The sequence below is a fragment of the Sivoneniella epilithica UHCC 1019 genome (assembly GCF_040830845.1).
Taxonomy (GTDB): Bacteria; Cyanobacteriota; Cyanobacteriia; order Leptolyngbyales; family Leptolyngbyaceae; genus ULC077BIN1.
In genome coordinates this window covers 57,346-74,245 of the sequence record NZ_JBFPDP010000021.1, presented here as the reverse complement: position 1 = coordinate 74,245, position 16,900 = coordinate 57,346, and the positions used below count along the sequence as shown (strand labels likewise).

The following is a 16,900-nucleotide window of genomic DNA, read 5'->3' as shown; positions in this document are numbered from 1 at the left end:
CGATGAGAATAATAAAGAGGAGATAAAGCTACTTGCAATATGCACTCAAACACACAAATATTTGCGTCAAATCACACAGTCTTGCCAAGTTCAAGGGAATACTAGAGATTGGAAATCAGAATAATAGTCTTGGAATAATAATTTTAATACCGGAATAATCGTTCTGATTCTTGTAGTAACCTCGGTGCATCGACAAGCTAAACGGCGAACCACTTTATTATCTATGCAACTCAACCGAGAGAGATAGCAGTATGACTAGAAATATGACACAATACTGGGTAATGCGTTTTAGCAGCGCGATCGCGTTGGGGCTGGCTCTAGCTCCCCTTTCTGTTGATGCTGTTTCCGCATCTCAACCTAAATCAAGCTCAGCGTTACAAAATCGCGGCACCTTTCGTATTAGTCAAAGCTTTAAGCCACCCAATCGCGGTACTCCACCCCCAACAGCAGGCGGAGCCACTCGCGGCAATTCTTGCGTTCCCAACCATAAAAAACCAATTTCTCTAATTCCCAAAGATCGATTAGGGCTAACCTTCAGCGCCAACCCTACTTTTTATTGGCATGTCCCTACTTCTCCTGCAAAAGCGGCTAAGTTTTTGATCCTAACGAGCGATGATGTGGATGTTGTGTATGAAGCCACTATTCCGCTGCCTGCAAAATCGGGAATTATTAGCTACGCTTTGCCTAAAAATGCACCCCCGCTAGAAATTGGCAAACGCTATCACTGGTTTTTAACGTTGGACTGTAACCCTGCTAATCCTAGTGTTAATCCGATTACGGAAGGCTGGACAGAACGCATTGCCCCAGATGTTGCTCTGCTGAAACAGGTAGAAAAAGCTGACTTGAAAACTCGCGCCTCTCTGTATGCGGGGAGTGGCATTTGGCATGAAGCAGTGACCACGCTTCACGCTCTCCGCCGCACTAATCCTCAAGATGTTAGTGCGATCGATGGATGGAACGAATTGCTGAAATCAGTGGGTTTGAGCGCGATCGCCACAGAACCGCTGTTGGATATAACTGTTAGTCAAAATCCAGTGAAAAAATAATTGGGATGGGCGCACATATAGTCAAAAACTGACCCTACGCATGTTAGCAGCGTTCAAACAGAATCTTTGGCGATGGCGAGGAGTACTGATTGCAGTACCCACTGTTGTGGGTGTCGTTGCGCTATTGCGTCTTGCTGGATTATTGCAGACGCTAGAGTTAGCATCGTTAGATCAGTTATTTCTTCTGCGCCCCCAGGAAGCGGTTGATTCTCGAATTCTAATTGTCACTATTGATGAAACGGATATCCAGAAATTGCAACGGTATCCGATAACGGATGCAGTGATGGCACAACTGCTAAACAATTTGAAGCAGCATAGTCCTACGGCGATCGGATTAGATATTTACCGCGATTTGCCCCAGCCGCCAGGACATGAAGCCTTACTCAAAATTTTTAACACTACGCCTAACCTAGTTGGGGTGCAAAAAATTGGCTCTACTGCGGACAGTTCATCGGTTGCGCCGCCACCCGCCTTACAGAAACGCGATCAGGCAGGCGCAAACGATCTGCCGCTAGATATCGATGGCAAGGTGCGACGTGGGCTTTTGTCGGCTACTACTCAGGCAGGTGATTCTATTTTTAGTTTTGGGTTCAAACTGGCATATCACTACTTGCAGCGCCAAGGCGTAGAGAGCAACCTGACTACCGATGGTCAGATTTATGCGGGATCAGCCATATTCCCACCCTTTGAAGAAAACGATGGTGGCTATATTCGCGCAGGGGCGGGTAGTTATCAAGTTTTGATTAACTATCGTGGCGGCATCGATCGCTTTCAGCGAGTTGGCATCATGGAGGTGCTAGAGAACCGGGTTGCGCCAGAGTTAGTCCGCGATCGCATTGTGCTAATTGGCAATATTGCTGAAAGCTACAAAGATTTGTTTTATACCCCTTTTAGCGGTCGGCTGGGCACTCCTGAACGCACCCCCGGAGTTGCAATCCATGCCAATCTGATTAGTCACATTTTAGGAGCGGCGTTGGATCAGCGTCGCCTCATTCAATCGTTGCCAGATTGGGCAGAATATTTATGGATTTTTGGATGGACGGCGATCGGAGGGGTGCTTTGTTGGCAGCAGCGTTTGACGAGCGGTAATACCCAACTCTTGCTGTTGAAGCGTTTTCGGCTAGTGGTGGCTGGGGGCGTGCTGCTAGTCAGTGGCTATGGTGCTTTTTTGCTGGGCTGGTGGATTCCCTTGGTGCCGGCTCTGATGGGACTGGCAGGAGCGGCGGTTTCTGTTACGGGTTACCTGGCTCATAGTGCTGGAGAAATGCGAAAAACGTTTGGGCGCTATCTTACCGATGAAGTGGTTTCTAACTTGCTTGAAACTCCTTCTGGTTTGCAGTTAGGCGGTGAGCGGCGCAAGGTTACTATATTGATGTCTGATCTGCGAGGATTTTCTGCTGTCTCGGAATGGCTGCCGCCTGAGAAAGTTGTGACGCTACTAAACCTTTATTTGGGGGTGATGGCAGAGGTTGTGGACGGATACAAAGGCACGATCAATGAGTTTATTGGCGATGGCATTTTTATTATGTTTGGTGCGCCTGTGCGTCGTGCGGATGATGCTCAACGGGCGATCGCCTGTGCGGTTGCAATGCAGTGTGCTATGAGTGCTGTGAACGAACAAAATCAACAGCTTGGGCTACCCGCGATCGAAATGGGGATTGGCATTAATACGGGGGAGGTTGTGGTCGGCAATGTTGGCTCCCAAAAACGTGCTAAATATACGGTCATTGGCAGCCATGTCAACCTAGCCGCTCGGATTGAATCCTATACCGTGGGTGGGCAAGTTTTGATTTCTGAGGACACTCTCAAAGATGCAAATTGTGATGTATTGATCGATGGGCAACTTCAAGTGGAACCTAAAGGAATTCGCGTTCCAATCACCTTGTATGAAGTGGGCGGCATTGGTATTCCCTACAATCTTAAGCTGCCGGTGGAAACAGATGTTTTGTTACCTCTTGAGCCAACAGTATTTTTGGAGTATACGGTTCTAGAAGGAAAACATGCCGTTGGTACTCTGTTTCAAGGCGTTCTGACGCAATTGTCTGATTTCAGTGCTGAGTTGCAAACAGACCATGCACTCGATTTACTTAGCAACCTAAAACTACATCTGAAAACTGGACGCGATCGCGCTCCAGTAACGGGTGATTTATATGCCAAAGTTCTGAAAAAAGCAGCAAATCAAGATAATCGTTTCCTGATTCGCTTTACCTCTGTGCCGCCAGAAATCGCCACCGTTTTAGCATCGCTGCGCCAAGTTTAAAAAGTACTTTGCAATGATTCAAAAGTGATATTCTTGGCTGTAAAGTCTATCTAAAGACATAGGGAATGTTATCCAAGAAACATAACCATGAATGGATTTATAACTCGAATTTTCACTCTTTTAGGAGAGGCATTAAGCGGTGGACTAAAACTATGATAGAGCGATGTTAGCAAGTGAGTTAATCACAAAGGGGATACCTTCATGAGTAACGATAAAAAGAATTTTGATGATAGAAATGATGCCAATCTAGATCCAATTACGGGTGAACCGGGTGCCCATCCTGTTGGGACTGGCGTAGGTGCTGCGGGTGCTGGTGCAGTTGGCACAGCGATAGGTGCTGCGGTGGGTGGACCTGTTGGCGCTGCGGTCGGTGCAGTGGTCGGATCTGTTGTAGGCGGTTTAGCTGGCAAAAACGCGGCAGAACACATCAACCCAACGATGGAAGATGAATATTGGCGGAACAATCATGCGTCTCAGCCTTACTATGACAAAGATCATGACTACAACGATTATCAACCTGCTTATCGGGCTGGATATGAAGGCTATGGGCGCTATGGAACCGCAGGTAAAACCTACGATGATGCAGAGCCAGATCTGAGAAGCGACTATGAAAAAGATAGAGGTGGTGCGGGTTTAGCATGGGATAAAGCTAAGTATGCTGCGAAAGACGCTTGGCATCGAGTTGAGAATGCGATTCCCGATGGCGATCGCCAGTATCTCAATGAGGTAACAGTGGATAATCAAACTCCGAGAATGCAACGCGATCACATTACTACTACTACCCCTATCGTCGATTCATCTGGTTCTGTAGTAGATAATCAAACTCCGAGAATGCAACGCGATCGCACTGACTAACAACATCGCACTGACTAAATAATTACAATCCTAACTCAATAATTTGAGTAGCTGAATAAAAGGGAAAGGTAACTATAGTTGCTTTTCCCTTTTGCTTATTTATCGCTAAGCAAACAAGAATCATCCTTATGATAGGTTTCTGGTTTCCTTTGTAAACAGTATTTTGAGGGCGTAGACATTACTCAAAACGTATGATTGAGGTTGGCGCTTTTTACCTGGGTAATAGTCGATGTCAGTTTGTTGTCTGGGCACCGTTGCTTAAGCAAGTTAGAGTCAATATCATTAGTTCTGAGCCGCAAGTTGCGCCGATGCAGCAGGATGAACAGGGCTACTGGTGTGTTATTGCTGAACCTGTGGAACCGGGAGACTGTTACTTTTATCAGCTAAATGGTGAGAGTGAGCGCCCTGATCCAGCATCGCGATCGCAACCTCAAGGCGTACATGGTGCTTCTCAGGTTATTGATCAAGCGTTTCACTGGTCAGATAAGGACTGGACTGGAATTGCACTACAAGACATGATTCTCTACGAAGTTCATGTGGGCACGTTTACACCTCAAGGCACGTTTGAAGCAATTATTCCTCGCCTGCCTCGCCTCAAAGAACTAGGAATCACCGCTATTGAGATTATGCCCGTAGCTCAAGTTCCCGGTCAAAAGCAGGGGGAGACTGAAGAGGCTTATCGGAACTGGGGCTACGATGGCGTATATCCCTATGCTGTGCAGAATTCCTATGGCGGAGTTCAAGGTTTAAAGCAATTGGTGAATGCGTGTCATCAACAGGGAATTGCCGTCGTTTTAGATGTGGTGTATAACCATTTAGGTCCAGAAGGCAATTACCTAGGAAATTTTGCGCCCTACTTCACTTCTAAGTTTCGACCCATTTGGGGTGAAGCACTTAATTTTGACGATGCCTACTGTGATGGAGTTCGCAATTATTTTTTGGGAAATGCTCTGTATTGGTTTGAAACCTTTCACATTGATGGGTTGCGATTGGATGCCATTCAGGGCATTTATGATCTGAGTGCAAAACATTTTTTAGAAGAACTTGCCGAGAAAGTCGCCGATCTTTCTCAACAACTAGGTAGAAAGCTTTACCTGACAGCAGAAAGTGATTTGAACGATGTTCGCGTGATTCGTCCTCAAGCAGTAGGTGGATACGATATCGATGCTCAGTGGTGCGATGATTTTCATCATGCGTTGCATACCTTGGTTACAGGAGAGCAGCACGGTTACTATCAAGATTTTGGGCGAGTTGAGGATCTAGCAAAATCACTGCGAGAAGGGTTTATCTACTCAGGACAATATTCCCTTGATCGCCATCGTTGTCATGGCAATTCATCGATCGCTGAACCCGCTGAGCAATTCATTATTTGTTCTCAAAATCACGACCAAACTGGAAATCGGATTTTGGGTGAACGATTAACCCAATTGACCAGTTTTGAAGGGCTAAAACTGACTGCTGCTGTGGTATTGCTGTCGCCCTTTGTGCCATTGCTATTTATGGGTGAGGAGTATGGTGAATCTGCTCCATTCTCGTATTTCATCAGCCATTCCGATCTCGAATTAGTCGCTGCGATTCAAAAATCAAAAGATGAAGAGTTCAAGCAGATTGGCTATGACGGCGACTCTTATGATCCAGCCTCACTTGAGGTATTTGAGCAGTGCAAACTTAACTGGGACTTGCAACATGAGGAAAAACATCAAGTCTTGTGGCAATTTTATCAACATCTAATTCAACTTCGGCGATCGCATCCAGCGCTGAAAAAGCTAGATAAGCAAAGTTTAGAAGTAACGGTGAATGAAGCGGATCGCATTCTAATTATGCGTCGCTGGAGCGACCAAGAGCAGGTGTTGGCGATAGTAAATTTTAGCGATCGCGAAGTCAATATCAATACCATTCCCGATGGCAGTTGGCAGAAAATACTTGACACCGCTGAAGAAAAGTGGCGTGGATCAGGTGCAACATTGCCAGAAGAACTGACCTCCGATCAACCGCTAGCTGCTTCAGCAAAAAGCTTTACCCTTTATCAATCCTAACTTTTAGTTAACTCCACATCCTATGAAAATTCCTATTTCTACTTATCGAATTCAGTTTCATTCTGGATTTAACTTTGAAGCAGCCTACGCGATCGCCCATTATCTAGCAGCATTAGGAATCTCTGATCTCTATGCTTCTCCCATTTTCAAAGCGAGAGCAGGTAGCACTCATGGATATGATGTCGTTGATCCGACTCAGATTAATCCAGAAGTTGGCACCCCAAAGCAGTTTGATAGCTTAGTGAACACGCTTCAGCACCATCAAATAGGCTGGCTACAAGATATCGTACCCAATCACATGGCATACGATAGCACCAATCAATATTTGATGGATGTGTTGGAGAATGGACCCGATTCTGAGGCGATCGAGTTCTTTGATATCGAATGGAATCATGCCTATGACAGCTTTAAAGGTCGAGTTCTTGCACCACTATTGGGCGATTTATATGGAAACTGTTTAGAGAATGGCGAAATTCAACTGACCTACGACGAAGCAGGTTTGCACGTTAACTACCATAGCCTCAAGTTGCCAGTGCGAATCGAGTCTTATGTGCGTTTTATTACCACTCATCTTGGGCAACTCACGAAAGCATTAGGCAGAAAGCATCCTGATTTTATCAAGCTGTTAGGCAGCTTATACTTAATTAAAAGCATTCCAGCAGAAACCAAAGGCAGAGAGCGATCTGACCAGATTGCATTTGTGAAAGGATTGCTGTGGGAGTTATATAGTCAAAACACTGAAATCAAGAATTTATTTGATGCAAATGTGATTTCTTTTAATGGAATAGTGAACGACCCAGAAAGTTTTAACTTACTAGATAGTTTGTTATCTGAACAGTTTTATCGGCTTTCTTCTTGGAAGGTAGGTGCAGAGGAAATCAACTACAGGCGATTTTTTACGGTAAATGAATTGATTTCAGTCAAGGTGGAAACAAGCAAAGTTTTTCACAAAACTCATGCATTGATCGAGCAATGGATTAAAGATGGCAAAATCACAGGTTTGAGAGTCGATCATATTGATGGACTGTATCATCCGGCTGAATATCTAGAACGATTGCGAGAAAAAGTTGGCGATGTTTACATTACGGTTGAAAAGATTCTAGAACTACAGGAGCAAATGCCTGATGACTGGCAAACCGAGGGCACCAGCGGCTATGAGTTTCTCAACTATCTAAATGGAGTTTTTTGTCAGTCTCAACATGAGTCAGATTTTCAAACGGTTTATACTCGCTTTACGGGGGCACGAGCTTCTTATGAGCAATTGGTGGCTGACAACAAGCATTTGATTATTGATAAGAATTTGGGGGGTGATGTCGATAATTTAGCGCAACGACTAAAATCGCTATCGGGTCAAACCCGTCAGGGAGTTGATTTCACTGCCTATGGGTTGAAGCGATCGCTCAGCGAAGTATTGGCATTATTCCCAGTTTATCGTACCTATGTGGCTTCAAATCAATTGAGTGAAGTCGATCAAGGATATATTCAATCGGCGATCGCTTCAGCAAAAGAAAGAATTCCACGGCTGATCAATGAACTTAACTACATCGAAAAAATTCTATTGAGGCAAGATGAAGATCTGTTAACAGAGGTGCAAAAAGAAGAGCGATTACACTTTGTGATGAAGTTTCAACAGTTGACAGGACCATTGATGGCAAAGGGAGTAGAGGATACTACACTCTACATTTACAACCGTTTGTTGTCGTTGAATGAAGTAGGCGGCAATCCTAGTCATTTTGGCATCACATTAGCGCAGTTTCATGACTTTAATCGTAAAAAATGCAATCGCTGGTTGCATTCTATGAACGCCTCCGCTACCCACGACACTAAGCGAGGGGAAGATGTGCGCGCCCGGTTAAATGTGTTGTCTGAAATACCATCAGAGTGGGAAGAACAGGTGCAGCGCTGGGCTGAGATCAATCAAGCCAAGAAGCAGCAAATTAAAGGAAAATCAATTCCCGATCGCAACGATGAGTATTTCTTATATCAAACTTTAGTGGGAGCTTTTCCCTTTGCTGAAGCTGACACTATAGCGTTTCGCGATCGCATCAAAGATTACATCATCAAAGCGATTCGAGAAGCTAAAGTGCATACAGCATGGCTGCAACCCGATAGCACCTATGAAGATAGCTATTTAGGTTTCATTGATAAACTTCTCGATTTTGAAGCCAAGAATGAGTTTCTACATGTTTTTCGTCCCTTTCAAAAGCAAATTGCAGCCTACGGCATTTTCAATTCCCTCTCTCAAGTGTTGTTAAAAAATACGGCTCCAGGAGTTCCTGATCTCTATCAGGGCTGTGAGTTGTGGGATCTGAGCTTAGTCGATCCAGATAATCGTCGTCCGGTGGATTATGCCCGACGACAAACTTATTTACAAGAGATTCAAGCGGGCATAGAGTCAGATTTTTTGAGCTTAATAAAGGATCTACTAGCAACGAAGGAAGAGGGTCGGATTAAGCTATTTTTGACGTATCAAGTATTGCAGGCAAGACAAAACTATCCGATGCTTTTTCAACAGGGTGACTATCAACCCTTGGAGGTTTCAGGCAGATTTGCGGATCACATCGTTGCCTTTGCAAGAACTTTTGAAGGTCAAGTGGCGATCACGATCGCTCCCCGCTTCCTCACCCCTGTTATTCAGCCCGATCAGCTTCCTTTAGATCACTCAATTTGGCAAGATACTCAAATTAATTTACCGTCTGCCATGTCAGAAAATTGGACAAACATAATTACTACTCAATCACTTTCAGCAAAGACTGCGATCAAATTAGGAGACGCATTAAAACAGTTTCCGGGTGCCTTACTCATTAGCCAAAATTAGGAGAACTAACGATGGTCAATCAACTTATTGGAACCTCGTTAGAGTTTCCATCAGAAGCGCAAATTCAACGCCTAAGAATCTACATTAAACAAACCTGGAAAACGCTTTATCGATCGCATAAACATATTCTAGAAGCTGCCCACGATGATAAGCTTAATCATGAACCCGGCACACCCTGGATTGTCTATATATCGCCTCAAGAAAATCAGGTTGAGATTGAGCAAGCCTTGCAAAAAGCAGTTCCCAAAAGTGAATGGCACCAAATTGAACTACGGGTTTTGCCATCGGAAGTAGACCAAATTCAAGAACATGGTTTACTCTATTTGCCACATCCATACGTGGTTCCTGGCGGACGTTTTAACGAAATGTATGGCTGGGATAGTTACTTTATTCAGCTTGGGTTGCTGCGTGATGGAGAAGTTGATCTGGCAAAATGTATGGTTGAGCAATTGCTCTATGAAATTGAGCATTACGGCATCATTTTGAATGCTAATCGTACTTATATGTTATCGCGATCGCAGCCGCCAATACTTACACCGATGATTCTCGCCTTGTTTCAGCACACTCAGGATCATGAATGGTTGCAACGAGTGCTACCACTTGTTGAGCGTTATTACTACTACTGGATAGTGCCACCCCATCTCAATCAAGCAACTGGGTTATCGCGCTACTTTGCCTTGGGAGACGGTCCCGCGCCAGAAGTAGTCGCATCGGAAATAGATGAACAGGGAAAAACCCACTACGATCGCGTCCAGGAATACTATCGTCACTGTACAGTCAATGCCTACAATGTCGATCTCTACTACGATCACGAACAGGATACATTGACCGATTTGTTTTATAAAGGCGATCGCTCCATGCGCGAATCTGGCTTTGATATTTCCAATCGATTTGGTCCATTTAGTGTTGATATCATTCACTATGCGCCTGTTTGTCTAAATGTCTTGCTCTACAAAATGGAACAAGATATTGCTCAGATCTATACGCTCCTAAACCATGATGATATGTCTCAACAATGGCAGCAGCGCGCTAGCGATCGCCATCAGCGGATCGATCAATTTCTCTGGCATGAAGCAGACGGGCTGTATTACGACTATAACTTTCAAACCAATACTCAATGTCGCTATGAGTTTGCCACCACATTTTATCCCCTGTGGGCAGGCATTGCATCTGAATCACAGGCTGCTGCTGTAGCGCGATCGCTCGACAGGTTTGAAGTTGCGGGCGGTTTGCTCGCTAGCACTTATGCCAGCGGCAATCAATGGGATGCACCTTTCGGCTGGGCACCGTTGAATTTGATTGCGGTGCAAGGGTTGTTGAGATATGGCTACAAACAAGATGCAGAACGAATTGCTAAAAAGTTTGTAGCAATGGTTTCTAAGGAGTTTGAAAAAACTGGAACAATCGTTGAAAAATATGATGTTTGTCGATGTTCCGCCAATGTTTCTAATGAAATTCTGTTTGGTTACAGTTCCAATGAAATCGGCTTTGGCTGGACAAATGCCACGGTATTAGAGTTCTTACATTTGTTAGGTAAGTAAATAGGATCACCTTTTATGAGTGCCCTGAACTTGATGGAACTCTCAGGCATTTCTCAACGAAAACGACGCTGTTGCATAAAAGATGTGAGATAGGGAATAAAATAACGAGATTAAGCCCTTCTATTGCTGTGAGCATTGCAATGAAAATGAAACCCAAGCCACCCTATCGAGTCCGCAACTGGAGTGAATACGATGCTGCCCTGAAACAACTACGAGTAATCACTCACATTTGATGAAGCGCTATGAATCTTCCGCAATATCGTGTTTTTGTCTGCACCAAACAGCGCTCTGCTGATGATCCAGAAGGCTGTTGCTGTCGGATGGGAGGGCTGGATGTCTATGAAGCATTTCAAGCTGAAATTCAACAGCAGCAGTTGAGCGATCGCGTTAAAGTTTGCAAATCAGGCTGTCTGGATCACTGTGAAGCGGGAGCCGTCGCCTTAGTTTTTCAACCCAACGGCAATGAGTTCTCCTGGTTGCCCACCAAACTAAGGATGAAACTACGACGGTTACTATTTCCCAATCGCCATTATTATGGTCATCTGACGGGTGCAGATATTCCTGCGATCGTGGATAGTCATTTCATCAAAGGACAGCCGCTAAAACGATGCCAGATTTCCACCCCTAACTAAAAGTTGATCCCATCAAACGGACTAAACCCTATCTTTTGCTACACTCAAACTCAGTCCATAAACCTGCCAATCTGCCCATCTTCCCCTTATCTCTATCGCCATTTTCCCCTATGACTCGCCGCATCGCCGACCTCCTCCGCCACGGGCAGCCCACCGAAACCGTCACTATTAAAGGCTGGGTTCGCACCAAGCGCGAACAGAAAGAATTTAGCTTTGTGGAAGTGAATGACGGCTCTTCTATGGCAGGGCTACAAACGGTGATCAATCAGGATATGCCAGACTATGCTGCCACGATCAAACGGCTCAGCACCGGAGCATCCGTGGAAGTCTCCGGTACATTGGTAGAATCTCCGGCGAAAGGACAGCGGATCGAGTTGAAAGCCGATACTGTCACGGTGTATGGTGAAGCCGACGCAGAAACCTATCCCCTGCAAAAAAAACGGCACTCCTTTGAGTTTTTGCGAGATATTGGACATCTGCGCGGTCGTACCAATACGTTAGGCGCAGTGTTTCGGGTACGGAATGCGGTGGCAACAGCAATTCATCAGTTTTTTCAAGAGCGCGGCTTTCTCTGGGTGCATACGCCGATCATCAGCGCCAGTGATTGCGAAGGGGCGGGGGAAATGTTCACCGTCACGGGTTTTGATTTGAGCAAGGTGCCGTTAACCGATGATAAACAAGTGGATTTTAGCCGTGATTTTTTTGGCAAACATGCTTATCTCACCGTCAGCGGACAACTTGAAGCCGAAATTATGGCGATGGCGTTTAGCAATGTCTACACGTTTGGTCCCACGTTTCGGGCGGAAAACTCCAACACGTCGCGTCACCTAGCAGAATTTTGGATGGTGGAACCGGAAATGGCGTTCTGCGATTTGGATGGCGATATGGAACTGGCGGAGGCGTTTCTCAAATATGTGTTCCAGTTTGTGATGGAAACTTGCCCAGAAGATATGGAGTTTTTCAATCAGCGGATTGATGATTCGATTTTGGCGACGGCAGATAACATCATTAACAATGAGTTTGCGCGGGTGACTTATACGGACGCGATCGCCCTCCTCGAAAAATCCAGTAAACCGTTTGAATATCCAGTGGAATGGGGCTTGGATCTGCAATCCGAACATGAGCGCTACTTGGCAGAAGACCACTTCAAAAAGCCCACCATCATCACCGATTATCCCGCCAAGATCAAAGCCTTTTACATGCGAATGAATGACGATGGCAACACCGTCCGCGCGATGGATATTGTGGCTCCCAAAATCGGCGAAATTATCGGCGGTTCCCAGCGCGAAGAACGATTAGATGTCTTGGAACAACGGATTACCGCCCAAGGTCTCGACCTCGCTGATTACTGGTGGTATTTGGATTTACGTCGCTATGGCACTGTGCCCCACGCAGGCTTTGGGCTAGGTTTTGAGCGGCTGGTACAGTTCATGACGGGTATGGGCAACATCCGCGATGTGATTCCCTTCCCCCGCGCCCCCCAAGAAGTCGAGTTTTAGGTTTATCTGTATCTCGCACAAGTTTGATAATCATTGTTATAAGTTTTGAATGTTGAGTTTTGAGTTTTGAATGGTATCCTAAGCCCGTCCTGATAAATGGACTGGAACTATAAGCTCAGAATTGTAATTCTTGACTCATGTGTGCAAGAGGCACAAGATCTGAATTATCCCTGTTGACATGGAAAGAGCCTTGCCCAATCTTGTTGATTCCCCGGAGCAGATACCAGATTTTAGTTGTCTTCAGCTTAACCAACTGAAGGACTGCGATCGCGCGGCTCATGACTGGTATCGATTTGTGCTGTCCTTTCCGCCTCACTTGGTGCAGGATTATTTGGAGCGGTTTGGCATCACGGCGGAACAGCGTGTGCTAGACCCGTTTTGTGGCACCGGAACTACTGTGGTGGATGCCAAAATGCTGGGGATTGCCAGTGTGGGGGTGGAAGCGAACCCAATGGCGCACTTTGCCGGATCGGTGAAGCTCGATTGGAGTCCGAACCCCGATGAGTTGATGCAGCAGGCGGAACGAATTGCAGAACGATCGCTCAAAGAGATTGAGCGAGAGAAAGAATGGCGATCGCTGCCAGAAGAGAGCGTCAAAATTATTCTCAAAAACTCGATTAGTCCCTTACCGTTGCACAAAGCCCTAATTTTGAAGGAGCAGATTTTAGCGGAGCCGTCGGGTTATCAACGCCATTTGCTGCTGGCATTCGCACGGGCGATCGTCACCGATATTAGCAATCTGCGTTTTGGTCCAGAAGTTGGTGTGAGCCGCAAGCTCAAGCCCGATGCGCCCGTAGTTGAAGCATGGCTCGCACGAGTCATGGCAATGGCAGCCGACTTGCGCTATTTGCAAACCTTGCCCGATGCATCCGCCACGATTCACCATGCCGATTCGCGTCAGTTGTTGCAGGTACTAGAACCCAACTCGATCGATGCGGTGATCACCTCGCCGCCCTATCCCAACGAGAAAGATTACACCCGCACGACCCGGCTAGAGTCCGTGCTGTTGGGCTTTTTGAATAATAAGGCAGAGCTACGAGCGTTGAAACAAGGATCAATGCTGCGATCGAACACCCGCAATGTCTATAAAGCGGATCTCGATGATCAGTGGGTTTCTAAACACGCTGGCATTCAGCAGATTGCTCAAGCCATTGAAGATCGCCGAATTGAACTGGGTAAAACCAGTGGCTTTGAAAAGCTCTATCATCGTGCGGCAAAACACTACTTTGGCGGTATGGCAAAGCACCTAGCAGATTTGCGGCAATCACTCCGCCCTAATGCCCAACTTGCTTACGTTGTTGGCGATCAAAAGTCTTATCTTCAGGTGATGATTTACACCGGCAATCTATTAGCGGAGATTGCTGAAGGCTTAGGCTATGAGGTCGTTCGGATTGATCTATTTCGTACCCGCTTAGCAACCGCTTTAAAAGAACAAATTCGTGAAGAAGTGGTGGTGCTGCGCTGGTCGGGAAAGATGCCTGCGATCGCGTATCCATTCAGCGATATACCGCTGTAATTGTGAGTTTGAATCGCTACGGACAGATGATTGAGCGCGTTTTCCTATCGCGTTATCAAATAGGAGCGCTTGAAGTTGCATTTGAGCGTGAGGATCTTATTGCAGTTGCCCAAGAATTGGGTATCAAACTACCTAAAAATCTTGGTGATGTCATTTACAGCTTTCGCTATCGTGTCGATTTGCCAGAGTCCATTAATGCTCTTGCTCCATCAGGGAGGATCTGGATTATTCGCCCTGCGGGACGATCTCGTTATTGTTTTGTGGCTGTCAAGGAACAGGTACTAATTCCATCAGCAATGTTGGCAGAAACAAAAGTTCCAGATGCAACGCCTGGAATTGTTGCAATGTATGCTTTAAGTGACGAGCAAGCACTTTTGGCTAAACTTCGATACAACCGTCTCATTGATATTTTTACAGGGGTAACATGCTACTCCCTTCAAAATCACTTACGGACAAGTGTGCCTGAGCTAGGTCAAGTTGAGACTGATGAACTTTATGTGGGGGTTGATTGTCGGGGTGCCCATTATGTTTTTCCAGTGCAGGCAAAAGGTGGCAAAGACCGTTTAAGTATTGTCCAGATTGAACAGGATGCGGCTTTATGCGCGGCAAAATTTCCAAGACTAATTTGTCGTCCGATCGCTGCCCAATTTATGGATCAAAACCTGATCGCGCTTTTTGAATTTGAAATCACCAATGCTACCGTCCAAATTTCGGGAGAAAAGCATTACAGACTGATAGCCCTAAATTCTTTAGATGAATTGGATTTAGCTACTTATCAACAGCGTTCTTTTGATTAAATTAGCGAATCGCCCTTTGTGACGCTTCTATTTACCAATCTGCTTTGTTTAAGCTATTGACGATCGCCCCATCTTCGTCTAGCGTATACCACGACTCTTTTGAAGTCGATCGCTGACCACAGGATAAAGTGACAATGCTGCAAATTTTCACAAAAACCGACTATCTTCTGCGTGAAACCTTTCTAGGGCTGCGGCGCGGCGGCTGGATGAATTGGGCAGCCATCAGCACGATCGCAGTCCTGCTATTTTTGTTTGGCATTAGTGTGCAAGCATCCTGGCAGTTTGAAGGCTTGCTTAATCAATTTGGCAGCCAACTAGAAGTGTCTGCCTACCTCGATACGGGCGTACAGGCGACTGATTTGAAGCCAAGCATTGTGGCAATGCCAGAAGTTGCAGCCGTGGAAGCGGTTTCTAAAGAAGCAGCCTGGACCGCTTTAATTAAGGAATTGGGCATTTCAGAAATCAACGGCGCAACCCAACAGCTAGAAGGAAATCCCCTGGTTGACGAACTTAAGGTGAAAGCGAAATCTCCTGCTGGCGTACCGATTTTGGCAGCAAAGCTCTCGCAACTGGCAGGAGTGGATGAAGTAATCTTTGTAGATGAAGCCGTGAAACGAGTGGCTCAGCTTAATCAAGGTCTGAGTTGGCTGAGTGGAGTGGTAATTACGTTATTAAGCCTCACCGCGATCGCCGTCATTACTACCACCATTCGCCTGATTGTCATGTCCCGTCGGCGCGAAATTGAAGTGATGCAACTGGTGGGTGCCACCACAAGCTGGATCTATCTGCCGTTTATTTTGCAGGGGGTCACCTTTGGCGTAGTCGGAGCCGCGATCGCCTGGAGCCTACTGACTGCCTTCCAACAATTTCTCAATCGGCTCCTAGCTCAACAGCCAGAATTTATTCAATTCCTAACCCATGGCTTGCAGATCAGCCCCATCCAAAGCCTATTCCTCGCGATTATCTTACTGAGTTTAGGAAGTTCCGTTGGGATCATGGGCAGCTTGTTCGCCGTTCGCAAAATTGCCATGAGGTGACTATGAAATCCCAATGGGACTGTTTACTCCAAAATTTAGGCGAATGGCACGGGTCATTCACCCGCTTTTCGATACAGGGAAACGAACTGGAAGATACGCCAACCGTGGTTTCCTTGGAAGGGCTAAATGGCAACAAAACTATTCGCCAAATTGTCCGCCGCTTCACGCCTGCACCCAGTGAACTGTTTTTGGAATACAGCACTTTGGGGCGGGGAATCCTCTTTTTTGAAGCGGGCGCGTTTTCTCAAGGAGCGCTTCAGTTTGCACCGTTTTCAGAATTTGGCGCTGAGTTCGGCTTTATCTATGGCGATCGCCGCTTGCGATTCGTGCAGTTGTTTAATCGAGACAGCCAGTGCGATCGCGTTACCTTGATCCGAGAACATCGGGCAGGAACGGCAGTTTTAGAATGTCCTCCGTTGGCTGTGGAAGACCTGATCGGCACTTGGCAGGGAGAAGCCACAACGCTCTATCCCGACTGGCGAGAACCTACCACGGTTTCTAGCACCCTAAAAATTCAGCGAGAGGGCGATCGCTTGTTGCAAGAATTATCTTTTGGGTCGGGCACATCCAGCCAAGCGATCGCCTCAGTTGCAGAAATTGAGGACAATCGGCTGCTGTTTACCCAAAGCGTTCAACCTATTCAGGTGATGTTATTGCCCAATGGAGCATCCTCAAACTGCCCCGTGCAAATCAAAAAAGGAGACGCTTTTTTCTTAGAGGTTGGCTGGCTGATTCAGCCCAATCTGCGCCAACGAATGATCCGGAGCTATAGCGACAAGGGCGAATGGCTCAGTTTAACCCTAGTGACTGAACAAAAAGTTTCGGTTAAGTAGGGAACTTTAACCACTGGGGCATACTCAAGA

Annotated in this window: 12 protein-coding genes; all 12 read left to right on the top strand. The window is 46.1% G+C overall.

Features of this window, described 5'->3' with window-relative positions:
• The first annotated feature begins 263 nt into the window (after nt 1–263).
• The 12 genes from AB3R30_RS14430 to AB3R30_RS14375 all read left to right on the top strand — a co-directional run bounded on the left by AB3R30_RS14430 (nt 264) and on the right by AB3R30_RS14375 (nt 16,870).
• Nucleotides 264–1,046 (top strand): DUF928 domain-containing protein, encoded by a 783-nt coding sequence (locus AB3R30_RS14430; RefSeq protein WP_458649896.1) that lies wholly within the window; start codon nt 264–266, stop codon nt 1,044–1,046.
• Nucleotides 1,047–1,086: 40 nt separating this feature from the next.
• Nucleotides 1,087–3,306, top strand: coding sequence for a CHASE2 domain-containing protein (locus AB3R30_RS14425; RefSeq protein ID WP_458649895.1), 2,220 nt, complete (start codon nt 1,087–1,089; stop codon nt 3,304–3,306).
• A gap of 201 nt (nt 3,307–3,507) precedes the next feature.
• Complete coding sequence (locus AB3R30_RS14420) at nt 3,508–4,161, top strand: hypothetical protein (RefSeq protein ID WP_458649894.1); 654 nt, start codon at nt 3,508–3,510, stop codon at nt 4,159–4,161.
• Nucleotides 4,162–4,352: 191 nt separating this feature from the next.
• Nucleotides 4,353–6,197 carry a malto-oligosyltrehalose trehalohydrolase gene (treZ, locus tag AB3R30_RS14415; RefSeq protein ID WP_458649893.1) on the top strand — a complete coding sequence of 615 codons (1,845 nt, stop codon included), beginning with the start codon at nt 4,353–4,355 and terminating at the stop codon, nt 6,195–6,197.
• 22 nt (nt 6,198–6,219) lie between these two features.
• Nucleotides 6,220–9,015 (top strand): malto-oligosyltrehalose synthase, encoded by a 2,796-nt coding sequence (gene treY, locus AB3R30_RS14410; RefSeq protein ID WP_458649892.1) that lies wholly within the window; start codon nt 6,220–6,222, stop codon nt 9,013–9,015.
• Between the two features lie 11 nt (nt 9,016–9,026).
• Nucleotides 9,027–10,556 (top strand): trehalase family glycosidase, encoded by a 1,530-nt coding sequence (locus AB3R30_RS14405; RefSeq protein ID WP_458649891.1) that lies wholly within the window; start codon nt 9,027–9,029, stop codon nt 10,554–10,556.
• Nucleotides 10,557–10,798: 242 nt separating this feature from the next.
• Entirely contained in the window at nt 10,799–11,188 is a 390-nt protein-coding gene (locus AB3R30_RS14400) for a (2Fe-2S) ferredoxin domain-containing protein (protein ID WP_458649890.1), read from the top strand.
• 110 nt (nt 11,189–11,298) lie between these two features.
• Nucleotides 11,299–12,687, top strand: coding sequence for an asparagine--tRNA ligase (asnS, locus tag AB3R30_RS14395; protein WP_458649889.1), 1,389 nt, complete (start codon nt 11,299–11,301; stop codon nt 12,685–12,687).
• A gap of 190 nt (nt 12,688–12,877) precedes the next feature.
• Entirely contained in the window at nt 12,878–14,203 is a 1,326-nt protein-coding gene (locus AB3R30_RS14390) for a DNA methyltransferase (RefSeq protein WP_458649888.1), read from the top strand.
• 26 nt (nt 14,204–14,229) lie between these two features.
• Nucleotides 14,230–15,000 (top strand): hypothetical protein, encoded by a 771-nt coding sequence (locus AB3R30_RS14385; protein ID WP_458649887.1) that lies wholly within the window; start codon nt 14,230–14,232, stop codon nt 14,998–15,000.
• Nucleotides 15,001–15,134: 134 nt separating this feature from the next.
• Nucleotides 15,135–16,037: a cell division protein FtsX gene (locus AB3R30_RS14380; protein WP_458649886.1), complete on the top strand. Its 903-nt coding sequence runs from the start codon at nt 15,135–15,137 to the stop codon at nt 16,035–16,037.
• Nucleotides 16,038–16,039: 2 nt separating this feature from the next.
• On the top strand, nt 16,040–16,870 hold the full coding sequence (locus tag AB3R30_RS14375) for a DUF3598 family protein (RefSeq protein WP_458649885.1): 831 nt from the start codon (nt 16,040–16,042) through the stop codon (nt 16,868–16,870).
• Nucleotides 16,871–16,900 lie beyond the last annotated feature (30 nt).